Source organism: Streptomyces sp. CNQ329 (assembly GCF_000482585.1).
This window is the reverse complement of the sequence record NZ_AXVU01000007.1, coordinates 152,701-176,394: the sequence shown is the minus strand read 5'-3', so window position 1 is coordinate 176,394 and position 23,694 is coordinate 152,701. Positions and strand designations below refer to the sequence as shown.

Here is a 23,694-nt window from a genome sequence, read left to right as displayed (position 1 = left end):
GGCCGGCCGCGGCGCGCGGCGGCACCGTCATCACCGCCGCCCGCCGCGGCCGTCACCCCGCCCCGGCCCGCATGCGCCCCGCGCGTGCGGGCCGGTGGCGGGTCAGGCCGGGTTTTCCGCGTGGGTCAGGGTCTGCCAGGCCACGAAGAGGTTGTTCGACCCGGCGGGCCGGCTCTGCTCGGTGTAACGGCCCGTGTTGGTCATGGCGATGCCCATGCGGTGGTGCAGCGCGTTGTAGCCGATCTCGGTGACCGGCCCGAGCCCCCGGTCGACGCCGCCGCCGCAGAGCCAGCCGGGGGGCGCCTCGCCCAGCTCGTAGCGGGACTGGAAGCCGAGCGCGTGCCGCAGCCGTTCTCCGACGTCCGTCCGGTACAGGTCCTCGCCCTGGATCCGGGAGGTCTCGGCGACGTGCGAGATCGACGCCAGCCCGTATCCGGTGTGGGTGAAGTCGCGGCAGGTCTCCTGGGTCAGCCCGGTGACGAAGGTGGACTGCCCCTGCCAGTAGTCGATGATCTTCTGCCGCGTGTCGAGGTTCTGCTTCGGCACCGTCCGGGGCAGCTCGCCGTCGGTCTCCAGGTAGATGAACGCGGGCACGCGGGTGCGGAAGGTCTGCATCGCGCGGTCGTACGCGTCCTTGTCCTCCAGGAAGACGGCGATGCCGACGGCCGCCTCCATCATCGTCAGCTCCCAGTTGCCGTTGGAGTTGGAGCCGCCGATGACCTCGGGCAGGTAGACGTTGCGCAGCATGGTCGCGAAGCGTCCTTCGTTCGCCCAGCCGCCGTCGTACGTGTACTTGATGATCTCGGCCGCCTTCGGCCAGGAGGAGCCGGCCCAGCCGGTCTGCAGCGGCGCGTTGCTGTTGGTGTGGTCCCTGATCGTGGCGGACCAGGCGTCCATCAGCTCGATGGACTTGCGCGCATACCGCTCGTCGCGGGTGACGTACCAGGCGAGCGCGGTGGTGTACGCGGCGATCGCGTCCTCGCGCTCGTCCGTGCAGCCGTAGTTGGGGTTGGAGTACGAGCCGCACTCGACGACCTCGCGGGGCCTGGGCGTCCGGCTGAGGCTGGCGTACTTGCTGCCCATCATCTGGTCGTAGGCGCCCTTCCAGGGCTGGGCGCCGGCGTTCACCTTCTCGCGGGTGAAGTCCAGTTGGCCCCGGGAGACGGTGACTCCCGGGTGGGTGAAGTCCGCGGGCGCGGCGTCGGCGCGGTCGGTGCCCGGCCAGCCGAGGGGCGAGGCGACCAGGGCCGTGACGGCCGCCACGAGGGTGGCGAACAGCGCGGCGCGCGATCTGCGGCGATGGCGTGCGGGTGTGGGGGTGCCCTGCATGGTGGGGTCCATCCGTTCGCGTATATGAACTTTGAGTGTTCACATGAACACTGTGACAGTCCGTGACCTTAGGTATGGACCAACTGTGCGTCAAGAGCCGGGACATGCCCCGTACGTGCGAGGGCCGGGACGGGGCGCGCCACGCCCCCTCCCGGCCCCGATCCGCGGCGGCCGGCTTTCTCCGGCCCCGGTTCAGTCCCGCCCGGCCGGCCGTACGACGGCCGCCGCGCCGCCGCCGCGGCGCTCCGGCTCCGCCGCCGCGACCCAGCGCCCGTCGGGCAGCCGCTCGACGCCCGTCGCCGCGCCGATCTCGCCGCCGTCGGTGAACTCGTGGCCCAGCGCCGCCAGTTCCCCGCGCTCCGGCAGGCCGAGGAACGCCGGCTCCGCCGATGTCGCGGCCGTGTTGCGCTGGCTCGCACGCGGTGCCGCGATGGCCTCCGGCAGGCTCAGCCCGCGATCGATGCGGCCGGTCAGTACCTGTAGCACCGTGGTGATGATCGTCGAGCCGCCCGGCGAGCCGGTCGCGAGCAGCGGCTCGCCGTCGTCGAGCACGATCGTCGGCGCCATCGAGGACCGGGGCCGCTTGCCCGGTCCCGGCAGGTTCGGGTCGGGCACGCCCGGCACGGACGGGGTGAAGGAGAAGTCGGTCAGCTCGTTGTTGAGCAGGAAGCCGCGTCCGGGCACCGTGATGCCGCTGCCGCCGGTCTGCTCGATCGACATGGTGTACGCGACGACGTTGCCCCACTTGTCGGCGGTCGTCAGATGCGTGGTGTTCGGACCCTCGTACGACGCACCCTCCGGGGCGCCCTTCGCCTCGCAGCCGGTGTCCGGGCGGCGCGGGTCCCCGGGGGCGAGCGGGCTGCTCAAGACGGCGTCGGGGGAGATGAGGCACGCGCGGGAGTCCGCGTACGACTGGGAGAGCAACTCCCGCGTCGGGACGCGGGAGAAGCGCGGGTCTCCCACCCACCGGCCGCGGTCGGCGAAGGAGATCCGGGACGCCTCCAGGAAGCGGTGGAGGTACTGGGTCGCGGACGCCTCGCCGAGGTCAGCGCCCTCCAGGACGTTCAGGGCCTCGCCGACGGTGGTGCCGCCGGACGACGACGGCGCCATCCCGTAGACGTCGAGACCGCGGTAGCCGACGTGCGTCGGCTGCTGGCGTGCGACGCGGTACGCGCGCAGGTCGGCGGGGCGCAGATCGCCGGCGCGTACGACCCGGTCGGCGTCCGGGTCGACGGGCGGGCGGCGCACAGTGTCCGACACGTCGGCGGCCAGGTCGCCGCGGTACATCGCCCCGGCGCCCTCGTCGGCGAGCTGCGCGTAGGTGCGGGCCAGGTCGGGGTTGCGCAGGGTGCTGCCCACCTCGGGCAGTTCGCCGCCGGGCAGGAACAGCTCCCGGGTGGCGGGGAAGTCGCGGAAGCGCGCCTCGTTGGCCGCGGTCTGCGCACGGAACGTCTCGTCGACGGTGAATCCCCGGGCCGCCAGCCATGTCGCCGGTGCCAGCGCCTCGCCCAGCGAGGCGGTGCCCCACCGACGCAGCGCTTGCTCCCAGGTCGCGGGGGTGCCGGGCACGCCGACGGACAGGCCGCTGGTCACCGCCTCGTCGAAGGGGATGGCCGTGCCGTCCTCGGTGAACAGCCCCTCGTCCGCGGAGCCCGGGGCCTTCTCGCGGCCGTCGAGGGTGGTGACCCGGCCGCTCCTGGCGTCGTAGTGGACGAAGTAGCCGCCGCCCCCGATGCCGCCCGAGTACGGCTCGGTGACGCCGAGCGCCGCGGCGGTGGCGACGGCGGCGTCGACCGCGTTCCCGCCGTCGCGCAGCACCTCGATGCCGGCGGCGGTGGCGTCGGCGTCGACGCTGGCCACCGCGCCGCCGTAGCCCGTCGCCACCGGGGACTTGGGTGGTGCGGGCGCGTCCGGCCCGGCCGCCGTCGGCGGTGAGGCGGCCGCGACGGTGGCGAGGATCGCGGCGAGCGCGAGGGGAACGGTGGGGCGCAACCGCATGGGTGCCTCCCGGGCGGGTGGGCGTCAGGACCCGGCCCATTGTCGTGACCCCGACCGGTGCAGTCACCGGGGCGTGCCGGACCGTTCGGAAGAGATCGGCGCGGGCGTATTGGACGAGTCGTCTAAAGTTTGACGTTATGACTCATCTGGTGGACGAGCGTTCCGGACGTACGTATCCCTTCGACGCCCTCCGCTGGCGCGCCGACGACGGCACCCCCCTCCAGGTCGGCGGCGTGACCGGGATCGGCAGGGACGACATCGACACCGGCGAGCGCTCCCTGTGGCGCTACCGCGCCGCCCTGCCCTTCGGCATCGAGACGCCCGTCTCCCTCGGTGAGGGACGCACCCCGCTGCTCACCCGCCGGTGGGGCGAGGGCGACGTCCTCTTCAAGCCGGAGTGGTTCGGCCCCACCGGCAGCTTCAAGGACCGCGGGACCACCGTGATGATCTCCGCGCTGGCCCGGCTCGGCGTCACCGAGGTCATCGAGGACAGCTCCGGCAACGGCGGCGCGTCCGTCGCCGCCTACTGCGCCGCCGCCGGCATCCGCGCCCGCATCCTCGCACCCGAGGGCACCTCTCCGGCGAAGGTGCTCCAGGCCCGCGCGTACGGCGCCGAGGTCGAACTGGTCCCCGGAGGGCGGGACGCCACCGCCGCCGAGGCCGTACGCCGGTCCGCCGCCGTCCCATACGCCGGACACAACTGGCACCCGCTCTTCCTCCAGGGCACCAAGACCCTCGCCTACGAACTCTGGGAGGACCTCGGCTTCGCCGCCCCCGACTGCGTCGTCACCGTCGCCGGCGCGGGCAGCACGGTCCTCGGGCTCGACGCCGGATTCGGCGAACTCCTCGCCGCCGGCCACATCCGCCGCCGCCCCCGCATCTACGCTGCGCAGCCCGCCAACTGCGCCCCGATCCACGCGAGCTTCCGGGCCGGCGCCGAGGGGCCCGTCCCCACCGACTTCGCCCCGACCATCGCCGAGGGCACCGCCATCCGCGAGCCCGTCCGGCTGCCGGAAGTGCTGCGCGCCGTGCGCCGCTCCGGCGGAGACATGGCGGCGATCGGCGAGGACGGCATCCGCGCCGCCGTCGCCCGCCTCGCCGGCCTCGGGCTCTACGCCGAGCCGACCAGCGCCACCGCCGCCGCCGCCGTCGACGTCTTCCGCGCCCGCGGCGCCATCCGGCCGGGCGAGACGACGGCCGTGCTGCTCACCGGCACCGGGCTGAAGGCGGCGCCGGTGCTGGCGGAGCTCTTCGGAGGCGGGGCGTGAGCGCCGGGGACGCACTGCTGCTGCGCGAGGCCGAGAAGATCGTCACCGCCCTGGGCCGGATGTTCCCCGGTGTCTGCGAGGTCGTGCTGCACGACCTGCGCGACCCGCGGCACGCGGTGCGTGCGATCGAGAATCCGCTCTCCGGCCGCGGCCCCGGGGACCCCGCCACCGAGCTGGGCCTGGCCCGGATCGAGGACCCGGACTACCCCGAGGTGATCCAGAACTACCCGGGCCGCTTCCCCGACGGCCGCCCCGCGAAGAGCACGTCGATCGGCATCCGCAACGCGGACGGTGCGTACGTGGCCGCCATCTGTCTCAACCTCGACGTGTCCTTCCTCGACCGCGCGGCCCGTACGCTCCAGGCCCTCACCGCCGTCGAGGACCCCGGGCTGCCGCTGATCGAGACCCTGCGCGCGCGTACGGCGGACGAACTGCGCACGGCGGTGGAGGAGTTCGCCGCCGCCCGCGGCCAGACGCCGCGCGCGCTGGCTTCCGCCGACCGCCGCGAGTTGGTCCGTGAGCTGCGCGAGCGGGGACTGCTGGAGGTCAGGAGCGCGGTCCGGCTGCTCACCGGACTGCTGGGGGTCTCGCGGGCGACGGTCTACAACTACCTGCGGTGAAGGCCACGCCGCCAGCCGCGACCCGCATGCGGCCGAACGGGGGCACCGCCACCGCCCCCGTTCGGCCCACTCCGGATGCGTAGCCGCAGCGGGCGTTCGAGGCTGACGGTGGAGGTGTGTCATCCGCCGAGTGCCCGCCCCGACCCGAGGAGCCGCCCCATGCTCACGACCGCCGGCACCGCCGCCCAGCCGGACAGCCCGCCTCCGTACGCCGACGCCGGCCACGGGCCCGCGGTGACCGCGACCGCGGTGGTGCAAAACCGCGCCGGCCGGGTGCTCGTGCTGCTGCCCACCAAACCCGCCGTGGACACCGAGCCCATGCTGCCCGGCGTCACCGTCTGCGGCCGGCACACGCCGGAGGAGGCACTGACCCGGGCGCTGCGCGACGCCCTCGGCACCGATCTGCCGGCCGGGCGGCTCCTGGCCGTCGACTCCGTCCCGCCCGCCACCGGCCGCGCCGGGCTCGTCCACCTCTACGCGGCCACTGCGCAGGCCGCCGAACCGGGCGCGGTGATCGACGCCGCCGACGGCGGGGAGGCCGCCGGGCTCACGACGCGCTGGCTCGACCGCGCCGCGGCGCTGGCCGCCCTGCCCGACCTGGCCGCACGCCGGCTGCGCGCCGCGCTCGACGCCTGGGACACGGGCGCCGTCGCCCACCTCATCGGGGGCGAACCGCAGCCCGGCTCGTGCGCCGCGCTCTCCGCCGGCCGCCGCGCCGAACTGGAGCACGCCGCGGCGCTGGACCCCTCCTCGTACCTCGCCGTGCGCCCGCGTGTGCTCGTCGGCGCCGGCGCACTGGTGCGTGACAGCGCCGGCCGGCTGCTGCTGGTCCGCGCCGCCTATCGCGCCGACGGCCGCTGGCAACTGCCCGGCGGCGGCGTGGACAGCGACCTGGGCGAGACCCCGCGGCCCGCGGCGCGGCGGGAGCTGCGTGAGGAGACCGGGCTCAGCCGACCGCTGGGCCGGCTGCTCGCCGTCGACTTCGCCCCCCGCAGACCCGCGCCCGCGCTCGTCGTGTACGTCTACGACGGCGGGGTGCTGGACGCTTCCGACCTGTCCGGCATCCGCGTCGACGGCACCGAGATCGTCGACTGGCGGCTGGCGGCACCGGAGGAGTTCGACGACCTGCTCCCGCCGCGTGGCGCCGCCATCGCGCGGGCCGGCCTCGGCGCGCTGGAGGAGGGTGGAGGGCCGCTCGACCTCGTCGCGGGCCGGCCGGCCTGAGCGACGGGGCCGGTTCGAGCCGAGGCGGCCCGGCCCGCGTCGCTCCGTACCGTACGGGCGTACCGGCCGCCCGTGCTCCCGCCGGCCCTACGCGTTGGTAACGTCCGGTCATGAGCGGACACGTACGCACCGAGCGCACCGGCCCCGTCACCACCGTCGTCCTCGCCCGCCCCGGGGTCCGCAACGCCGTCGACGGCCCCACCGCGGCCGGACTGGCCGCCGCCTTCCGGGACTTCGACGCCGACCCCGACGCCCGTGTCGCGGTCCTGTGGGGCGAGGGCGGCACGTTCTGCGCGGGCGCCGACCTCAAGGCTCTCGGCACCCCCGCGGGCAACCGCGTCGCGCCGGACGGCGACGGGCCCATGGGCCCCACCCGGATGTGCCTGACCAAGCCCGTCATCGCCGCCGTCAGCGGGCACGCCGTCGCCGGCGGGCTGGAGCTGGCGCTCTGGTGCGATCTGCGGGTCGCCGAGGAGGACGCGGTGTTCGGCGTCTTCTGCCGCCGCTGGGGCGTCCCCCTGATCGACGGCGGCACCGTACGGCTGCCCCGGCTGATCGGCACCGGCCGCGCGCTGGACCTCATCCTCACCGGCCGCCCCGTGCCCGCCCCCGAGGCGTACGAGATGGGCCTCGCCAACCGCCTCGTGCCCACCGGTCAGGCACGTGCCGCGGCCGAGGAACTGGCCGCGGACATCGCCCGCTTCCCGCAGACCTGCCTGCGCGCCGACCGCGCCTCGGTCCTGGAGCAGCACGGACTGCCGGAGGCGGAGGCGATGGCGGCGGAGCTGCGTCACGGCAGCGCCGCGCTCGGCGAGGCGGCGGCCGGAGCCGGGCGCTTCGCCGCGGGGGAGGGGCGGCACGGGGCGTTCTGAAGCGGCGCGGAGGGCGGCTCAGCCGGAGAGCGGGAGCGTGAACGACCCGCTTCGCGCGCCCCAGTGGCCCCCGTCCGCGATGTGCGACACCACCGCCCGCTCCAGCGTCGTACGCACCGGCAGCGCCGCGACGTCCGCGGGCGTACGCACCTCGCGCCGGAACACGAACTCCACGATGCCGCGGTCCGGCACCGCCAGCCCGTGCTCGTCAGGCTCCGGGACGCGCTCCTCCTCGCGCGGATCGAGCGTGAACCGGCGCTGGAAGCGCAGGATGTTGCTCTCCTCCGGCAGATACTCCCCGAGCTGCGGATCGAGCAGCCACGACGAGCAGGTGAAGCGCAGTTCGCCGCCCGCCACGGCGGCGTCGAGGAACGTCCCGAAGCGGCGCGGGAAGAACTCCGCGGCCCGCGCGTACGACTCCGCGCACGCCCGCGGATCCAGCGGGCCGTCCTCCGGGACGTGCACCTCCAGACCGTGGCCGCCGTCCGGGCCCCGGTAGAGGTTGAACTGCAGCCGGCCGAGCCGGTAGAGGATGCCGCTGTACGGCAGCTTGATCCACCACTGTGTGCCCATGCCGCCGACGCCGTGCAGACGGCGGTGGACACCCGCCTTGTTGCCCAGGTCGGCCAGCGTCGCCCAGGACACGTCGTCCGGCACGTCGTGGCGCGCGTGGTACGCCCGTACCTGCGGCACGGCGGCGAGGAACACCGCGGCGTGGAACCAGCGACCCGCCGCGCCCAGCGCCGCGGGCAGCCCGGGGCCGCTGCCGGGACCGCCCCCGTCGTCACCCACCGACCCCATCCCGGCGGCCAGCGCGGCGACGGCGCGGTCCAGCAGCCACGCGTACGGTGAGCCGCCCTCGGTGACTTCCGCCAGTGCGGCGGTCAGCTCGGCGTCCTCGCGCCCCGGGATGCCGACGGCGCGCAGGAGCGCGGTCAGTTCCGTGCCCCGCGGCACGCTTGCGGGCGGCGGCGCGGAGTGGGCGGCTTCGAGGGCGTCGGTCCACGGAGCGTAGGTGTCGTCGAGGCCGAGCCGGTCACGGACGGCGGCGGCATCCAGGTCGGTCATGCCGCGATCATCTCAGCAGACCGGCAGGCCCGGGACGGGGCCGTCGTTGGCTCCTCCCTTGATGTAGACGACGCTGACCCAGACGCCCGCGTTGCCCGAGTCGTCGTCGGTCATGCCCCACCACACGTTCGTCCACTCACCGGACGTCTCGCGGTAGGACTTCTTCTCCTGGCAGAAGAAGTAGTTGGTGCCGGCGTAGAGAGTGCCGACCGGGCGGTGCGCCGCGTCGTACGACGCGGCGTTCTGCCACACCTGGCAGTTGTACTTTCCGCCGCCGATCGGCGTGCACGACGGGTCGGGAGCCGAGCCGCCGCCGGAGCCGCCGCCCGACGTCTCTGCGTCGCCCGCGTCGCCGCCACCGTCCCCGCCGCTGCCGCCGTCCGCACCGGAGCCGTCGCCCGCGGCTTCGTCGCCGCCGCCGCCCGCAGAACCGGTGCCTCCGCCCGCCGCGGCGTCCTCCTCCTCGGCGGGGGAGCCGCCGTCTTCGTCCGGCTCGTCCCGACCGTCCCCGCCGTTCTCGTCCTGACCGCCCTTGCCGCCTGTGCCGTCCCTGTCGTCCGTGTCTTCCCTCTTCCTGCCCTCGCCGCCTTTCCCGGGCGACGGGGACACGACCTCCGCGGCGGGCTCTTCCGTCTCCCCGCTCGCGGCGGGCTCGCCGTCGTCGCCGCCGGCGAGCGCGTACGTCACGCCGCCGCCGGCGAGGAGCACCGCCGTCGCGGCGGCGGCGACCGGCAGCCAGCGCCGCCCGCCGCGGTGCCGCTGAGGCACCGTCTGCTCGGCCGTACGGGGCTCCGTGCCGGGCGGTCCGAGCTGCGGCGGGCCGAACCGGCCCTGCGGGGCTGCGTGCCCGCCGGGCGGCCCGTACGCGCCGGGTGGCGGCGCGGCCGGCACCCGGCCGAGCCGTACCGTGTCCGGCCCCTGCGTCGCCGGCGGCTCCGCCGTACCGGCGATCGGCTCCAGCAGGGCGCGGGCCCGGTCGACGCCGGCGCGCTCGGCCGGGTCCTTGGCCATCAGTGCCTGGAGCACGGGCGCGAGGGGCCCGGCCCGGCGCGGCTCCGGCAGCGGGTCCACGATGATCGCGGTGATCGTCGACCACGTGGACGTACGGCGGAACGGCGAGATGCCCTCCACCGCGGCGTACAGCGTCGCGCCCAGCGACCACAGGTCGGAGGGCGGGCCCGGCTGCTCACCGCGCGCCCGCTCCGGCGCCAGGTAGTCCAGCGAGCCGACCAGCTCACCGCTGCGCGTCAGATGGGTGCTGTTGCCGTCGGCGGGCTCCTCCATGGCGGCGATGCCGAAGTCGGTCAGCACGACCCGGCCGCCGCGCTCCAGCAGAATGTTGCCCGGCTTCACGTCCCGGTGCAGCACCCCCGCGCGGTGCGCCGCGCCGAGCGCGTCGACCACCTTCAGCCCGATCTGCGCGGCCTCGGCCGCCGTGAGGCCGCCGCGCTCGCGCAGCACGTCGTCCAGCGACGGCCCGTCGACCAGCTCCATCACGATGACGGGCCGGCCCTCGTGCTCCGTCACGTCGTGCACGGCGACGACGCCCGGGTGCCGTACCCGCGCCGCGGCGCGCGCCTCCCGTTCCGTACGCAGCCTCATCTCGGCGAGGTCGCGCGCGTCCGCATCGCTGAACGCCCGCAGCTCCTTGACCGCGACCTCGCGCCCCAGCCGCTCGTCGACAGCCCGCCACACGGTGCCCATGCCCCCGCGTCCGAGCTGCGTCACCACCCGGTAGCGCCCGGCGAGTATCCGCCCGGGCACGCCCGCCCCGTTTTCCCCCAGTTGCATGCTCTGCCCCGTATCACGTGTCCAGGAAAGGGCAGCTTACGTGCCGCGGGGCACGCGGGACGGGTGACTGGTCGGTAGCACCCGAAGAGGTGGATCACGTCCGGGCCCTCCCCGCCGGCCGGCGGCCGGACTCATGCTCGGGCCGCCCGCCGGGCTGCTTCCCCGTTGCGCGCGGCGGCGGGCCGCGCTTGTTTGCGTTCTGGTGCAATACCCGGCCCCGGCGTGCCGCCCCGCGCGATGCTGCGGTGACCGACCGAACGCAGGGGGACAAGCATGAACTCGTGGCAGACCCGCACATTTCTGGGCGTCGCCGCACTGGCGGCGCCCTTCGCCCTGGCGTCACCGGCACCTGCCTCCGGCCCCGCGGACGGCTCGTCCGCCGGCGCCGCCGGCCCGGTGGCAGCCGCGGAGGCGGTGCCGAACAACGACCCCTCGTTCCTGCAGGTCTACGACGCCAACGTGGAGAACCTGCCGACCACGACGGAGTCCTGCCCCGGCGACTGGCACGACCTCATGTACTACATGCGTCTGCAGGAGTACCGGCCGGACATCTACCTCGTGCAGCAGATCAGCAACCGCGCGCAGCTCGACCTGCTGCTGACGCGGATGCAGGAGCACTTCGGCGAGAGCTACGCCGGAGTCCTCGCCGAGAACGACCCCGAAAACGACGAGAACGGCTGCGCCGGCAAGGTGAAGCAGACCAACGCCGTCATCTGGCGCACCGGCCGGCTCTCGCTGCAGACGTCCGCCTCCCCGGACAACCGGTGGCAGGCGCAGCGCGAGTACCCCGCCGGCTCGAAGCAGTGCGTCAACAACGACCAGCCGCGGAGCAAGGGCGTCAAGGCCCTGCTCCTCGACAGGCTCTCCGGCAAGACCGTCACCGCCGCCTCCTTCCACTGGCCGACGCAGGAGCACGGCGGTACGTACTGCAACGTCTCCAACGCCGGCGAGCTGAGCAACGAGCTGACCGAGGACGGCTACGGCGTTGCCGACCTCTTCGTCGCCGGCGGCGACACCAACCACTCCGCCAGCAGCACCAACGGTCAGGACAACTGGACCACCTGGTACCGGGCCGTCAACGGCGACATCGGCGGCGAGCACCGCTTTCGCGACGCCGTGTACGCCGGCTGCGCCGACGCCGGCGGCTCCATCCCGGACTGCCTGGCGGACAAGTGGACGCTGCACACGACGACGCCGCGCCGCATCGACTTCCTGCTCGCGCGGAACGCCACCGGCGCGCCGCCGCGCACGAGCCACCCGGTCGTCCCGACCTTCGACGAGGGCGACGCGGCCGACGTCGAGCTGACCGGCAACGACGACGGCGACATGGACTACTCCGACCACCGGGCGGTAGGGGCGCGCGTCCACTACTGACCCTCGATCCGCCCCGGGCAGGGGACACGCGTCGGCACTTGCTGCGGACCGGCGCGCGTGGCCGGGGCCTGCCGGAGCCGGGGACGTCCGGCTCCGGCGTGGGGCCGGGGCCGGCGGTCGCGCGGACCGCTGCCCCCGGTCCCGCACACCGGTCGGCTCCCAAGCGCCCGCCCTCGCGTCCCGCCCGGCGCGGGGGCGGGCCCGTCCGGTGGGTGCCCGGCCTCCTCAGCGCAGCAGGGCCAGGACCGACGCCACCGTGTCCGCCTCCGCCGCCGTCTTGTCGTCCCGGTACCGCACCACGCGCGCGAACCGCAGCGTCACCCCCTCCGGGTAGCGCGGAGAGCGCTGCACCCCGTCGAACGCGACCTCCACCACCAGCTCCGGCAGCACCACCACCCCCCAGTCCTTCTGCGCCACCGCCAGCTCCTGGAGCCGCTCCGTCTGCCACGCCAGCAGCGAGTCCGTCATCCCCTTGAACGTCTTGCCGAGCATCGCGAACGAGCCGTCCTCGCGCCGGGCGCCGAGGTGCAGGTTCGACAGCTTGCCCGTACGCCGCCCGTGACCCCACTCCGCGGCCAGCACCACCAGGTCCAGTGTGTGCACCGGCTTGATCTTCAGCCACGCCGCGCCGCGGCGGCCGGCGCTGTACTCCGAGTCGAGCGCCTTGACGACGACGCCCTCGTGGCCGCGCTCCAGCGTCGCCGCGGCGAACTCCCGCGCCGCCGCCCGCTGCGCCGCGTCCTCGGGGTCGGTGACCTCGACCCGGCGTACGCGGCGCGGCTCGGGCGTGATCCTGGCCAGCTCGGCGTGGCGTTCGCGCACCGGTGCGCTCAGCAGGTCGCGGCCGTCGACGGCGAGCAGGTCGAAGAAGACCGGATACACCGGCAGCGTCTCCCGCGCACCGGCGACGTCGACCCGGGAGCCCACGCGGCCGGCGACCTCCTGGAACGGACGGGGGTCGCCGTCCTCGCCGAGGGCGATCACCTCGCCGTCGAGCACGGCCGTCCCGGCGCTCAGCTCGTGGGCGGCGGTGACGACCTCGGGGAGCCGGCTGGTGATCTCATCGAGCGTGCGGGTGTAGATCCGTACGTCCTCGCCGTCCCGGTGCACCTGCACCCGGATGCCGTCGAGCTTCTCCTCCACCGCGCACGGCCCGAGCTTGCCGATCGCCTCGTCGAGGTCCTTCGCGGACTGCGCGAGCATCGGCTGCACGGGGTGGCCGACCGACAGCCGGAAGTCCGCCAGCGCCTCCGGCCCGCGGGCGAGCACCGCCTCGGCGACCCTGCCCACGGAACCGGCGAGCATCACCGCGCGGCGCACCCGTGCCGGGTCGGTGTCCACCGCGGCGGCCAGGCCCTCGGCCGCGAGCGCTTCCAGCGCGCCCTGGCGCAGCTCGCCGCCGATCAGCCCGGCGAGGAACCGCTGCTCCTCCATCGTGGCGGCCCCCAGCAGCTCGTGCAGCAGCCGGCGCCGCTCGGCCTGTGCCCCCTTGCCGGAGACGGAAGCGATGGCGTCGAACGCGTCGTGCACCTCGCGCACGGTCAACTGCGGCTGCCGGGCGGCCGGGGGCGCGTCCTTCAGCGCGCTCCAGCCCACGCCGGTCCTGCGCTGCGGCAGCCGCCCCGCCAGATACGTGACCACGAGGGGCGCGTCCGCGGGATCGGCCTCGCGGAACAGCGCGGCGAGCAGCGCGGTCTTCTCCGTGCGGGCCCGGGTGGCGGCGATCTCCCGCGAGGTACGGGCGAGGTCGGCGAAGAGCATGCCCCCATCGTCACCCACCCCGCTGACATCCGCCGCGCGACGGGCCCGGGGTTCCTCCCCCGGGCCTGCGGGACGGCCCGGGTCAGCCGCCGCCCATGAGCCGCCCCAGCGGCGCCACCAGCTCCTGCTCCTCGTACGACAGGTGCGACAGCAGCGCCTCCGCGAGCAGGTCGACCGCGTCGCGCAGCTCCGCGGTCCCCTCCGGGCCGGCGACGAAGGCGACCAGTGCGCGGTCGACGCGCTCCAGTACGTCGTCTATGACGAGGTGCTCCTCCGACAGCCGGTCGAGTACGGGGGTGAGCCGCGGGTCGAAGCGGCGCAGATGCGGGAACACCTGCCGGTCCTCGGCGGTGTGGTGGAGATTGAGGACGCGGCAGTACGCGGCGCAGCGGGAGCCCAGTGACCCCCTGTCCTGCCGCAGGGTCATCGTCGCGATGTGTGAGCGGGCCGCGGAGGCGGTGACGGTTCCCCCGGCCACCTCGACGACCAGTTCGCGCAGCAGCGCCAGCTCGTCGCGCAGATGGTCGTGAACCTCGACCAGATGGTGGCCGGCGGAGACGTCCTCGCCTGGCCGGGGCGTACGGGCCTCGGGCACGGTGGGACGGGTGCTCTCGTCCCAGAGCGCTGCCGTCGAAGTGGACTGCCGCTCCGGGCCGGCCGTACCGGACGGAACGCCGCCGTCCCGCTGCACCGGCACCCGGGCTTCCTTCTGCTCGGCCTTCTCGTCGTCCACGTGCTCAGGCATCGCGGCCACGCTCCTTGCCGACCAGTTCGCGTACGGCCGGGGCGACCTCGCCGGTGAACCGCTCGATCTGGTGCGGATCGCCGGTCAGGAGGAGGAACGTGCCCGTGCCGTACGCCAGCGCGAATTCCGCGAGCTGCTCGGCCGGGTGCTCCTCCGCGAGGTTGAGCAGCCGCCGCACGTCCCCGGGGGTGCGCCCCGCCGCCACCGCCGCCTCGTCGATCACGGCGTTGCCCTCGGCGAGCGCGCCGGGCGAGTCGAGGTAGGGCAGCGAGGGAAGCCACCCGTCCGCGGCCCGGCCGACGAGGCGGAGCATCCGCGGCTTGTACGCGCCGAGCCAGATCTGCATGTCGTGCGCCGGCCGCGGGCCGCGCTTGGCGCCCTTCACCTGGTAGTGCCGCCCGTCGAAGCGGATCCCGCCGCGGGCGTCGGTGTCCCAGGTCTCGCGGATGATCCGGATCCCCTCGTCCAGCGCCTCGACGGCCTCGCCCGGCGAGCGCCGCGGGCCGCCGAGCGACGCGATGGCGTCCCAGAACCCGCCGGCGCCGAGCGCCAGCTCGAACCGGCCGCCGCTGAGCAGGTCCAGGCTCGCCGCGCTGCGCGCCAGCATGGCCGGCGGGCGCAGGGGGAGCGGGTGGACGTTGGCGGACAGCGTGACCGAGTCCGTGCGCGCGGCGACGTAGGACAGCAGCGTCCAGGTGTCGAGGAAGGCGGGCTGGTACGGGTGGTCCTGAAAGGTGACCAGGTCGGCGCCGGTGCGCTCGGAGAGCTGCGCGAGCGCGACGGTCGCCTGCGGGTCCCGGCCGGAGGGTACGGGGTTGATGCCGAAGCGGAGATCGTGGCCGTAGTCGGGCATGGCGCTTCCTCAGCAGAGGGAAATGGTTCGTGCTGCGAACCAGATTATTTCGCGCCGCGAACTAGTGTCAAACTGGGAGTGTCCCCGGGAGGTGTCATGACGACGGAACAGACGGCACCGGCGACCGCTCCGGCGGCCTCGGCGGCGCGCGCGGAGCCGGCGACGCAGGTCGTCGAAGCCGGCGCGGCCGGACTGGCGAGCGCGCTGGTGCGGCTGACGCACACGCTCCAGCACGTCCTCGCCGAGGCCGGGCGCGGGCACGGCCTCACCCCGCAGCAGGTCCAGTTGCTCTGTGCGCTCAGCGGCGGCCCGGTGGGGATGGGTGAGCTGAGCCGCTGGCTGCGCCTGGGCAAGTCGGGACTGACCGGTCTGGTCGACCGCGTCGAGCGGCGGGGCCTGGTGGCCCGTACGCCGGACGCCGACGACGGCCGCGCGTGCCGGATCACGCTGACCGCGGCGGGGGAGGAGCTGGCCGGCCGCGCGCATGCCGAGGTGACGGCCCGGCTCGCGGCCATGGCCGCAGGGCTGGACGTCGGCGAGCGCGCCGCGCTGACCGACGCGGTGACGCGCATCCTCGACGCCGCCCCGTGCCAGTCACCGTCGCCGGAGGCGTGGCCGGAGCAGGCGTGAGCCCGCTCCGTACGGCGACGACGGAGCCTTCCGGGACCCCCGCCACGGCCTCGCGGTGGGTGGCGGCTTCCAGCCCGGCGACCCGTCGCCGGACGCGGCGGCCCGCACCGCCGACGGCGGCGCACTGGACGGACGCCCGCACGCCGCCGCCCGCGTACCGGTCGCGCGTGGCCTGGCTGCCGCACAGCCGCACCGCCGCCCTGGCCGTGGGCCCGACCGGCTCGGACGTCACGTTCGACGCGGGGCGCACGTGGCACGGCTTCGATTCCGGTTCGTACGACACCGTGGACTGCACCGCCGACCTCGCCTGCTGGGTGGCGGGGGACAGGGCGGGGTGGCACGCCTGGAGTAGCGGAGCCGGCGGCCAATCGGCTTTGCGGGACCGGGGGGTGGATGCGGTATGGTTCTCGTGCGCGAGCGGCCGGGGCGAAACCCCAGGTCGTCCGGGCACCGGGACGTGGCGCAGTTTGGTAGCGCACTTGACTGGGGGTCAAGGGGTCGTGGGTTCAAATCCCGCCGTCCCGACGGTGCTGAAGAGGCCCTTTGAGCGGGAGAAATCCCAGGTCAGGGGGCCTTTTGCGATGCACTGGCATGCTGCCGGTCTCACGCTGCGCCGGACCTCCGGGGACCCTTGAGGGCCCCGTACCCATGGAAACGGGACTTAACGACCACTCGGAGCGGGCTCCACGGAACTCGGAACAGTCCGGCGACTGCGCCGGACCCAGACACATCACCGACAGCCAGAGCGGTCTCCCTGCTCTCCCACCAGGCCCATGACGTGCGCCTTCGCGATGCCCACCACGCATTCCACCTGCTCGGACATGAATCTTCGCTGGCGTGATCTGCGCCCTCAGCCGGGTGATGCGCTCCCACGACGTCGGATGTCTCTGGAGAAAGTGGCATCCTGACCCGACGCAACGGCGCACGGAGCGTACGTCGCACAGCTCGGGGAGCACGATGGTTGAGGTCGAGATCAGCGTCGGAGGCGCCGCGGGCGCCGGTGCGTTGGCAGGATGGCTGCGACGTGACCCCGGGGTGGTCCGCTCCGGCGTTGAGATCGCCCCCGCGGCCAGACCTCGGCCTCAGGTGCCGACGGGCGCCATGGGCACCGTCGACACGGTCACCGCTCTCGTCGACAGCACAGTCGGTCTGGTCAGCCTGCTGGTCTGCGTCGCTGCCTGGCGGCGCCCGGTCGGCACGCCTCCTCCCAGCGTGCGGGTCGTCGAGAGAGACGGGACCGTGCTGGAGGGCACGGCCGACGACGTGCTCGTGGTGCTTCGCGCACGCCGGGAGCAGAGCCGGACGCAGGTCCGGAACACAGAGCCGGGTCAGGCTCCCGAGCAGGGTGGCGTATGACCGCACGGCTGTCCGAGCCGGCGGCCTCCCGGGCTGTCCTCATCGGCATCCATCGTTATGCCGAGGGCTCCGGTCTCGCCCGGCTGCCCGCGGTTGAACGGAACGTCGCAGCGCTGCGGGAGGCGCTGTGCGACAGCGAAGTATGGGGGCTGGCCCAGCAGGACTGCACGGTGCTTGGTCCGGAAGCCGGTCTCGGGACCGTCATGCAGGCCATCGACAGCGCAGCACACGAGGCCACGGACACGTTGCTCGTCTACTACGCGGGACATGGACTGCTGCATCCGGACCGGCCGACCGAGTTGCACCTCGCCCTCCACGCCTCCAACGATCACCAGATGTGGCGCTCGTTGCCGTATGCCCATGTCCGCGACGAGGTGCGGGCAGCGCACCGTCGTCGGGGACTGAAGTGCGCGGTCGTCCTGGACTGCTGTTTCAGCGGCGCCGCCGTGGAGGGTGGCATGGGCCAGTCCGAAACGCTGCTCCAGCAGGTCTCCGACATCGACGGCGTCTGCGTGCTCACCTCCAGCGCGGCGACCGAGCTCGCGTTCTCGCTGCCCGATCAGAATCTGTCCGCCTTCACCGGCGCTCTTCTCGGCATTCTGAAGGCGGGACTGCCCGGGGCCGGCCCGGTGCTCGACTTCGGCACCGCGCATACCTGGCTGCAGAGGGAGCTCGGCACCCGCGACCAGCCGCAACATCCGCAGCTCGGTGCACACAACTCGGGCGAACGCATCGCCGTCTTCCGCAATCCTGCGTGGAGGTCCCCCACGTCGCTCGACGAAGGGCAGGGCCCCGACGTTCCGATGCCGCCGGAGCGGCTGTTCGGCCGCGACCGGGAGCTGCTTGAACTGGCCGTTGAGGCGGCCGACGGTCCCGGCGCGCTGCTCGTTCACGGGCCACCGGGCGTGGGCAAGTCGGCCCTGGCGGCGGAGCTGAACCGACGGCTCACAGCCGACCGGGCTACCGGCCCTGCCGAATCTGCTTCGGGTCGGGCCGGTTCCTCCGGCGCTCCTGTCGTGCTGCTCGACGACGTCACCGATGCCACGGAAATCACCCGGGCGGTGGCCGCCGCACCGCGTTCGCTGGTCCTGGCGACCAGCCGCTCCTCGCTCACGGACGTCTCCGCCCGCCGGTATCTGCTGGCACCTCTGCAGCTCAGCCATGCGGTGGCGATGCTGCAGCACCTCAGCGGGCTCACCGGGTACGACACAGAACTCGCTCAGATCGCCCGCCTGCTGAGCTGCTTTCCGCTCGCCCTGCGCCCGATCGCGGCCCGGCTGCGGCGTACCCCTCCCGACCTGCTGCTGGAAGCGATGCGGGAGTCGGAGCGGCCGTTGCAGCACCTGCACTCCGACGACGACCAGGTGCGTACGGCGTTCACGGTGTCCTACGAGGCGCTGACCGCAGCCCAGAAGCAGGTGCTGCACGACTGCGCCAACCATCCCGGCCCCGATTTCGACCGCCACTCGGCAGCCGCGATCAGCCAGATGCCGCCGGGTATCTGCGGGCTGATGCTGGAGGAACTGGTGGACGCGGGCCTGCTGCAACGCAGGGACGGCCGCTACGGCTTCCACGATCTCTACCGCAGTTATTCGCACACGAAGGCAGGCTCGGAGGCGCTGCGGCGCACCTGGCTCTACCTGCACCTGCGCAGCGCCCTACGTGACGCACGCGAGCGCGGGACCGCCCGCCACGCCTGGCGGAGCGCCGCGTTGGCCGAACTGCGCGCGGCGGCCCGGGCGGCACGGGAGGACGGCTGGCACCTGGCGACGGACCTGAGCTGCGAGGTAGCCGACGCCCTGCGCGAGGAACAGCTGTTCGCGGAGGCGGGGGAGGAGGCGGGCGCCGCCTTCCGGCATGCGACCTGCCGACGCGACGGCCGGGCCATGGCACGGGCCCGCAGCTGCCTGGCTCTGCTGGGCGAGCAGGCCGGCTCCGGGCAACGGCCCCCGGACCTGGACATCCTGGCCGCGCGCAAGGGACTGGTCGAGGAGTTCCGTCGCACTGCGCAGGCGACTCGCACATCGCCGGAGGAAGCGGCTGAACGCGGACGTCGGCTGATGGGCCTCGCCGAGCGCGCCCTTGCCGCCGATCTCGTCGAAGAAGCCGTGGAATACCAGGCCGAGGCCCGCGCCTGCCTGGAAGAGGCAGGCGACGTGCGGCTGGTGGCCGAGTGCCTGGTGGGTCAGGCGGCACTGCACATGTACGTCGGCCAGTATCCCCTGGCGTCGGAGCTCGCCCGCACGGCCGCCGGCATTCTCGATGAGCAAGGCGACCGGGAAGGGGCGGCCCACGCGTACGCATCCGCCGCGGAGGCGCTGCGCAAGTCCGGCGAACTGGATCAGGCCGCGCACCACGCCCACCGGGCACTCGACCGCTTCGACGTCCTCAGCGACCCCGCCGAGCTCGGCTACGCCCACCGCCTCGCGGCGAAGATCGCCTGGGCGCAAGGGGAACACGACCTCGCACGTCTGCTGATGCAGAAGGCCCAGGCGCTGCACCGCACCTCCCGGGCCGAGGAAGGTCCCTCCACCCGTGCCATCGCCCACCCCTCGCGCTCCCTGCGCACCGATCCGTCCAGGCAGGATCACTCACTGCTGCTGGAGCACCAGGGATTCGAATAACAACTCTTGCGTGCTTCGCTCGTTCCTCTTCTGCGCAATCTGCGACACCGAGCTCCTCGACCGGGGGACCTTTGATCCGTCGCGACTGGTCAGCGTTGGCGCTCGACCGATGACGGCTCGGTATCCGGCCGGAAGGTGGGGTGTGCACCCCGGAAGTGGTCGTACGCCGCCTGTACCTCGGCGAGGACCTCGTCGTAGATCTGGTCCATGAACGGGCCGGCACAGATGGTCGAGCGCCAGTGGTGGTGGTAGAAGAGGTTGCTTCTGCTGGGGCGTTGGCCGATCACCCTGGCGAAGAGCCAGCCGGCAAGCCGCGCAGCGTTCTTCCAGGTGGCCTCGCCGACCGTCCAGTCGGGCGCGAGCGTTGCGTTCGCCATCTCGATACTGATCGAGCTCTGGTTGCCGACCGTGTTCCCGCAGGCCCAGGCGTACTCGGTCACCTTGACGTACTGAGCGACGGCGCCGGCGGCGTCCACGTCGAAATGAGCCGAAGCCGGACGTACCTTCCAGACGTCGAGCACACCCTGGTGCGAAAGCCGGCCGGCGTTGTGGTGCAGCGTGACCGACGTCTTCCGGTACGACCTGTGGGTGACGTGGCCCGTCGCGCTGAGCTCGTCGATGAAGTCCGCGACGGGACGGTCATAGGCGATGGTGGCGGTCGCTTGAGAGCCGGCCTCCGCGTCGTCCTCGGCGAAGCCGATGAAGTCGCTCTCCGGAAGGTCGTCAAGGTTCTCGGTGCTGGGTCCATCGCAGGCGTCGGGCCTCTCGATGGCCGCCTTCACGTCCTCAAGGTAGACGTTCTTCTGGGGCATGACGCCGTCCTTTCAGCTGCGCAACTTCGCGTGACCGATGGTCCGGGGCAGGCTTGGGGAGAGGGGCGGCACGATGGCCGAGCTGTTCAGGCACGGCCCATCAGGAGTGCTCCGGAAGGGCTGCCTGGTGCTTGATCCGGGACAGCGGATCGTGGCGTCGGCTGCGTACTCCGGCCCTTCCACGACCGAGTCCGGGCGGTGATTCCAGGTTCGCCCGGTACGCAAAACCTGTCAATTCGGTCGGATGTGCGTCGCTGCTGCGCAGCGCCTCCGGCCGCACACCGGCCGGTCGGGCCCGCGCGGGTTCCGGTCGGGGTGGCCGGACCCCCGGTCCGTCCGTATGGACGGACCGGGGTGCGATAGGGGCTCGCGTCGTCAGGCGCAGCCGACGCGCTCGGTGCCCACGGCGACGTCGTCGTACCAGAGGGTGTCGGTGCCCTGGCCGTAGCTCTCCCAGCCCAGGCGCAGGTCCGTGAGCGCGGGCTGCCAGGTGCCGCCGTTCTTCCACTGCGCGTCGACGTCCTGGGTGGGAGTGTCGTCGACGATCAGCCCTTCGACGCTCTCGCCGTCCATCCAGGTCTGCAGCCGGCCGGCCGGCTCGACCCGGAACTCCAGGCACGACCACGTGTCCACCGGCAGCGGCTTGCTCAGCGCGACGCCCGCCGGGCTCTGCGCGGGCAGTGTGGCGTCGTCGGACTCGCGGTTCCATTGCAGGGCGGCGTTCTGCCCGCCCATGCGCAGGTCGGTGTCGCGCGTGTTCGTGTCCTGCATGGCGAGGAACGTGACGTGCTGGGTGGGCAGCGCGGTGGTGTGCCGGACCCAGAAGCGCACGTACAGCGCGGAGCCCGCCGGTACGTCGTCGAGTGCGGTGCCGGCGAAGGCGTGGTTGCAGTACCCCTCGCCTCCGTTCACCCGAAGGGACGTCGTACCGCCGTGGGCGACGGCGGTGTCCACGGTGACGGTGCCCGTGCCGGAGCAGTCGGCGGCCTGGAAACTCCAGCGGCCGGAGGGCTGGGTGCCGGTCTGGGACTCGAAGTCCTCGCAGAAGCCGTCGGCCGTACACGCGGCGGCCGGCGTCGGGATCGGCGCGGCGGCCGCGGCAGCCGTGGGTGCCGCCGTGCCCGTGAGCGCCATGAGGGCCGTGCCGAGCAGGGCGAACGCCCCGCCGAGGGCGGCGCGCGGACGGCGGGCCGGCGGGCGGGGCGAGCGAGCGGGGAAGAGCGCCATGAGTCCTCCAGGGACGTGGGGGGTGCTGGATTTGGGAGCGCTCCCATAGCCTAGCCAGAAGCTGCCGCGGGATCCAGACGCCGCGGTCGGGGGACGATTGCGCGCCGCCCGGCCGGCACCGCCCCGCACCATGCGGTCCGGGCAGTCGTCCACGTTCTCGCCCCTTCGTCGATCTGCTGAACTGCAGACCGGCGATCGTCCGGGTCTTCGCGGCGCAGGGGGTGGCGCTGGGCGCCATACCCCTGCTGATCGGAGTGCACGGGGAGCGTGCCGCTCATCGTCGAACTCGGCATCTCCTTCGACGTCCTGCTGGCCGTACTCGCCCCCGCAGCCCCCGCACCCGCCCGGGAGAGGGCAGCCCTGGCCCGCTTCCTCATCCGCGCCGAGGAGATCGACACTTCCCTGGCCCTTATCGCCCGCCTCACCCCCGGCCTCAGGCCCGGCGTCACCGCCGCCCACCTGTCGGAGACGCCACGCCAGGGGCCCGCCTCCGGGGTGGGCATCACCGAGGGCTGGCGCAGCACCATCACGACCCGTGTCGAACTCGCGCCCGGCGGTATTCTCACCCGCGTCAAACCGGTCGACCCGTCCTTCTTCAACTGGCCCGCACTCCCCGTCGCGCTGACCGACACGATCGTTCCGGATTTCCCCCTGACCAATAAGAGCTTCAACCTCTCCTACGCGGGCAACGACCTCTGATCCGCGCCGGGACCGCACGACCCCTGCCCGCCGTTGCCGTCACCGCGTCGAGGGTGATCTCTCCGGCGGCGCATGTGAGGGGGCCGCATGGGGTACGTGCCCGGACCCGGAAGCCGGCTCGCGGGGGAACAGTACGTTCTCCAGAGCGTCGAGCCCGAAGGCCATGAGGGCCAGGACGAAGGGAACGAGCAGACCAAGAAGGAGCATCGCGCCACCCTGTGTAGTAATGACCCCTCCGGCATGCGACGACGGTCCGCGGACCGGTCACGCACTGCCATGGTGTACCCGTTCGGCGGACACCGCACCTTGTGCATCGGTTACCGGCCGGTTCGGGGCGACACGCCACGAAAGGCGTCAGGTGGCGGTTGCCGGGTGCGGGTCGCCGAGGTACGGGAATGTGTCCAGGGTGTCGGTGTGCGGCGTCAGGCCGGTGGGCGGTGCCTCGTTCTTGGTGAGGAACGCGACGCGGATATCGATGACGTCTTCCGTGAACGTCCGGCCGTTCGGGTATGCGGCAGGCATGGACGGGTTGTAGTGCAGCACGTCGGGCAGGAGGCCGTGCTCGTCCAGCGCGACGATCGCCTCCTCGCGCGAGTATCCGCCCGTGTGGCCCAGCAGGTGGACGAACTGGTCCGTCCACCTGGCCCGGTCGTCGACCGGCTCACTTGCGTTGTACTCCTCCTTCGTGTCGTCGGTGTTGAAGAAGCTGCTCATCGACGGGTGCCCGGCCCGGTCCGCGTGGACGAGTTCGCCGTCGCGCAGGACGCTGCACCGCCCCCAGATGTGCAGTTCGTGCTTGGGCGCGAGCTGCGCGGTGGGCAGTTCGACGGCCATGGAGAAGACGTTGGCCCCGGCGTTGGAGTCGACGCCGGTCCACGGTGACCTTTCGCCCAGGTGCGGTGCGGTGAAGTTCCTCTTGCCGCTGGTGTCGAAGAGGTTCTTGATTCCGTCGAAGTCGAAGAAGAAGGCGTCACTGCGGCTGCCGGCGGCGACCTTGTAGTCGCCGCTGCTGATCACGTTGGCCCGGGGACCGAAGGAGACGGCGGCGCCCGACACGATCTCGGTGCCGACCGCCTCCGGCCTGCGGGCCTCCTCACCCGTTGCCCGGAAAACGCTGTAGGTCTGCGAGCCGTCGGACGCCGGCGGGCTGAAGACCCAGCTGAAGGCGTGGTCGGGCAGGTAATCGCCGTCGTTGTCGATGTTCAGGCGGTAGACGGCGTCGGGATGCAGGGCGTCTGCGTCGGGGTTGGCGTTGAGGATGAGCGCGGTCCTGCTCGGATCGCCGGGCGCACCGAAGGCGTAGAGGTCGCACAGATCGAGCCGCTGGTCGCCGAGCGGCGGCCCGAGGCTGAGTCCGGTGAAGTGGTTGGACATGTCAGGCCCCTACCTTTTCTGCCCGTCGGAACCGCGAGAACCCCCGAACGGCCCTTTCGGGGCGCGTGA

General features: G+C 73.3%; 19 protein-coding genes, 1 tRNA gene and 1 pseudogene. 11 read left to right on the top strand and 10 right to left on the bottom strand.

All coding sequences use genetic code 11. The features are described from left to right. Positions 1–102: 102 nt before the first annotated feature. Together I003_RS0107000 and ggt are read right to left on the bottom strand one after the other, a co-directional pair. Positions 103–1,341 carry an alginate lyase family protein gene (locus tag I003_RS0107000; protein WP_486584121.1) on the bottom strand — a complete coding sequence of 413 codons (1,239 nt, stop codon included), beginning with the start codon at positions 1,339–1,341 and terminating at the stop codon, positions 103–105. 180 nt (positions 1,342–1,521) lie between these two features. Continuing rightward, positions 1,522–3,327 (bottom strand): gamma-glutamyltransferase, encoded by a 1,806-nt coding sequence (ggt, locus tag I003_RS0106995; RefSeq protein ID WP_027770865.1) that lies wholly within the window; start codon positions 3,325–3,327, stop codon positions 1,522–1,524. Between the two features lie 137 nt (positions 3,328–3,464). Here ggt and I003_RS0106990 point away from each other — a divergent pair, with 137 nt between their 5' ends. From I003_RS0106990 to I003_RS0106975, 4 genes are all read left to right on the top strand, one after another. Beyond that, a complete protein-coding gene (locus tag I003_RS0106990; protein WP_037720263.1) occupies positions 3,465–4,595 on the top strand; it encodes a pyridoxal-phosphate dependent enzyme in 1,131 nt (376 codons plus the stop codon). After that, positions 4,592–5,215, top strand: a complete 624-nt coding sequence (locus tag I003_RS0106985) for a PAS domain-containing protein (RefSeq protein WP_027770863.1) — start codon at positions 4,592–4,594, stop codon at positions 5,213–5,215. The genes I003_RS0106990 and I003_RS0106985 overlap by 4 nt, the downstream gene beginning before the upstream one ends. A 159-nt stretch (positions 5,216–5,374) precedes the next feature. Further along, complete coding sequence (locus I003_RS0106980; protein WP_027770862.1) at positions 5,375–6,439, top strand: NUDIX hydrolase; 1,065 nt, start codon at positions 5,375–5,377, stop codon at positions 6,437–6,439. A gap of 110 nt (positions 6,440–6,549) precedes the next feature. Next, positions 6,550–7,311 carry a crotonase/enoyl-CoA hydratase family protein gene (locus I003_RS0106975; protein WP_027770861.1) on the top strand — a complete coding sequence of 254 codons (762 nt, stop codon included), beginning with the start codon at positions 6,550–6,552 and terminating at the stop codon, positions 7,309–7,311. Between the two features lie 18 nt (positions 7,312–7,329). Here the strand turns inward: I003_RS0106975 and I003_RS0106970 are convergent, their stop codons facing one another. Together I003_RS0106970 and I003_RS0106965 are read right to left on the bottom strand one after the other, a co-directional pair. Further along, positions 7,330–8,379 carry an acyltransferase domain-containing protein gene (locus I003_RS0106970; RefSeq protein ID WP_027770860.1) on the bottom strand — a complete coding sequence of 350 codons (1,050 nt, stop codon included), beginning with the start codon at positions 8,377–8,379 and terminating at the stop codon, positions 7,330–7,332. Between the two features lie 12 nt (positions 8,380–8,391). Next, on the bottom strand, positions 8,392–10,170 hold the full coding sequence (locus tag I003_RS0106965) for a serine/threonine protein kinase (protein ID WP_027770859.1): 1,779 nt from the start codon (positions 10,168–10,170) through the stop codon (positions 8,392–8,394). Between the two features lie 273 nt (positions 10,171–10,443). Between I003_RS0106965 and I003_RS0106960 the strand changes: the two genes are divergently transcribed. Then, positions 10,444–11,544: a hypothetical protein gene (locus I003_RS0106960; protein WP_027770858.1), complete on the top strand. Its 1,101-nt coding sequence runs from the start codon at positions 10,444–10,446 to the stop codon at positions 11,542–11,544. 225 nt (positions 11,545–11,769) lie between these two features. On the opposite strand, the gene I003_RS0106955 is transcribed toward I003_RS0106960, so the two are convergent. The 3 genes from I003_RS0106955 to I003_RS36370 all read right to left on the bottom strand — a co-directional run bounded on the left by I003_RS0106955 (position 11,770) and on the right by I003_RS36370 (position 14,903). Further along, positions 11,770–13,305 carry an ATP-dependent DNA ligase gene (locus I003_RS0106955; protein ID WP_027770857.1) on the bottom strand — a complete coding sequence of 512 codons (1,536 nt, stop codon included), beginning with the start codon at positions 13,303–13,305 and terminating at the stop codon, positions 11,770–11,772. Between the two features lie 82 nt (positions 13,306–13,387). After that, the gene (locus tag I003_RS36375) at positions 13,388–14,050 is read right to left on the bottom strand and encodes a hemerythrin domain-containing protein (protein WP_199784243.1); all 663 of its coding nucleotides are present in this window, start codon (positions 14,048–14,050) and stop codon (positions 13,388–13,390) included. Further along, positions 14,043–14,903, bottom strand: a complete 861-nt coding sequence (locus tag I003_RS36370; RefSeq protein ID WP_027770855.1) for an LLM class flavin-dependent oxidoreductase — start codon at positions 14,901–14,903, stop codon at positions 14,043–14,045. The genes I003_RS36375 and I003_RS36370 overlap by 8 nt, the downstream gene beginning before the upstream one ends. A gap of 96 nt (positions 14,904–14,999) precedes the next feature. Here I003_RS36370 and I003_RS0106940 point away from each other — a divergent pair, with 96 nt between their 5' ends. From I003_RS0106940 to I003_RS34160, 5 genes and pseudogenes are all read left to right on the top strand, one after another. Then, on the top strand, positions 15,000–15,533 hold the full coding sequence (locus tag I003_RS0106940; RefSeq protein WP_027770854.1) for a MarR family winged helix-turn-helix transcriptional regulator: 534 nt from the start codon (positions 15,000–15,002) through the stop codon (positions 15,531–15,533). A gap of 25 nt (positions 15,534–15,558) precedes the next feature. After that, positions 15,559–15,885 (top strand): annotated as a pseudogene (locus I003_RS36760) (oxidoreductase); the annotation flags it as partial. Positions 15,886–15,984: 99 nt separating this feature from the next. Further along, a tRNA-Pro gene (locus tag I003_RS0106935) sits at positions 15,985–16,058 on the top strand. A gap of 432 nt (positions 16,059–16,490) precedes the next feature. After that, a complete protein-coding gene (locus tag I003_RS0106930; RefSeq protein ID WP_027770853.1) occupies positions 16,491–16,889 on the top strand; it encodes an effector-associated constant component EACC1 in 399 nt (132 codons plus the stop codon). Further along, entirely contained in the window at positions 16,886–19,513 is a 2,628-nt protein-coding gene (locus tag I003_RS34160) for a caspase, EACC1-associated type (RefSeq protein WP_027770852.1), read from the top strand. The genes I003_RS0106930 and I003_RS34160 overlap by 4 nt, the downstream gene beginning before the upstream one ends. An 89-nt stretch (positions 19,514–19,602) precedes the next feature. Here I003_RS34160 and I003_RS0106920 read toward each other — a convergent pair whose 3' ends face one another. Both I003_RS0106920 and I003_RS0106915 read right to left on the bottom strand, forming a co-directional pair. Continuing rightward, on the bottom strand, positions 19,603–20,325 hold the full coding sequence (locus I003_RS0106920; protein ID WP_027770851.1) for a peptidoglycan recognition protein family protein: 723 nt from the start codon (positions 20,323–20,325) through the stop codon (positions 19,603–19,605). A gap of 375 nt (positions 20,326–20,700) precedes the next feature. Then, positions 20,701–21,552 carry a hypothetical protein gene (locus I003_RS0106915; RefSeq protein ID WP_027770850.1) on the bottom strand — a complete coding sequence of 284 codons (852 nt, stop codon included), beginning with the start codon at positions 21,550–21,552 and terminating at the stop codon, positions 20,701–20,703. A 267-nt stretch (positions 21,553–21,819) separates the two neighbouring features. Between I003_RS0106915 and I003_RS0106910 the strand changes: the two genes are divergently transcribed. Further along, positions 21,820–22,251, top strand: a complete 432-nt coding sequence (locus I003_RS0106910; RefSeq protein ID WP_027770849.1) for a hypothetical protein — start codon at positions 21,820–21,822, stop codon at positions 22,249–22,251. Positions 22,252–22,605: 354 nt separating this feature from the next. Here I003_RS0106910 and I003_RS0106905 read toward each other — a convergent pair whose 3' ends face one another. Next, positions 22,606–23,625, bottom strand: coding sequence for a DUF4331 family protein (locus I003_RS0106905; protein WP_027770848.1), 1,020 nt, complete (start codon positions 23,623–23,625; stop codon positions 22,606–22,608). Between the last annotated feature and the right edge of the window lie 69 nt (positions 23,626–23,694).

Excerpts from the sequence above, each read along its gene's own strand:
- I003_RS0106970 (WP_027770860.1), bottom strand. The coding sequence starts at position 8,379 with ATGACCGACCTGGATGCCGCCGCCGTCCGTGACCGGCTCGGCCTCGAC.
- I003_RS34160 (WP_027770852.1), top strand. The coding sequence starts at position 16,886 with ATGACCGCACGGCTGTCCGAGCCGGCGGCCTCCCGGGCTGTCCTCATC.
- I003_RS0106975 (WP_027770861.1), top strand. The coding sequence starts at position 6,550 with ATGAGCGGACACGTACGCACCGAGCGCACCGGCCCCGTCACCACCGTC.
- I003_RS0106920 (WP_027770851.1), bottom strand. The coding sequence starts at position 20,325 with ATGCCCCAGAAGAACGTCTACCTTGAGGACGTGAAGGCGGCCATCGAG.
- I003_RS0106905 (WP_027770848.1), bottom strand. The coding sequence starts at position 23,625 with ATGTCCAACCACTTCACCGGACTCAGCCTCGGGCCGCCGCTCGGCGAC.
- I003_RS36375 (WP_199784243.1), bottom strand. The coding sequence starts at position 14,050 with ATGCCTGAGCACGTGGACGACGAGAAGGCCGAGCAGAAGGAAGCCCGG.
- I003_RS0106955 (WP_027770857.1), bottom strand. The coding sequence starts at position 13,305 with ATGCTCTTCGCCGACCTCGCCCGTACCTCGCGGGAGATCGCCGCCACC.
- I003_RS0106915 (WP_027770850.1), bottom strand. The coding sequence starts at position 21,552 with ATGGCGCTCTTCCCCGCTCGCTCGCCCCGCCCGCCGGCCCGCCGTCCG.
- I003_RS0106960 (WP_027770858.1), top strand. The coding sequence starts at position 10,444 with ATGAACTCGTGGCAGACCCGCACATTTCTGGGCGTCGCCGCACTGGCG.
- I003_RS0106965 (WP_027770859.1), bottom strand. The coding sequence starts at position 10,170 with ATGCAACTGGGGGAAAACGGGGCGGGCGTGCCCGGGCGGATACTCGCC.
- I003_RS0106930 (WP_027770853.1), top strand. The coding sequence starts at position 16,491 with ATGGTTGAGGTCGAGATCAGCGTCGGAGGCGCCGCGGGCGCCGGTGCG.
- I003_RS0106980 (WP_027770862.1), top strand. The coding sequence starts at position 5,375 with ATGCTCACGACCGCCGGCACCGCCGCCCAGCCGGACAGCCCGCCTCCG.
- I003_RS0106990 (WP_037720263.1), top strand. The coding sequence starts at position 3,465 with ATGACTCATCTGGTGGACGAGCGTTCCGGACGTACGTATCCCTTCGAC.
- I003_RS0106940 (WP_027770854.1), top strand. The coding sequence starts at position 15,000 with ATGACGACGGAACAGACGGCACCGGCGACCGCTCCGGCGGCCTCGGCG.
- ggt (WP_027770865.1), bottom strand. The coding sequence starts at position 3,327 with ATGCGGTTGCGCCCCACCGTTCCCCTCGCGCTCGCCGCGATCCTCGCC.
- I003_RS36370 (WP_027770855.1), bottom strand. The coding sequence starts at position 14,903 with ATGCCCGACTACGGCCACGATCTCCGCTTCGGCATCAACCCCGTACCC.
- I003_RS0107000 (WP_486584121.1), bottom strand. The coding sequence starts at position 1,341 with ATGGACCCCACCATGCAGGGCACCCCCACACCCGCACGCCATCGCCGC.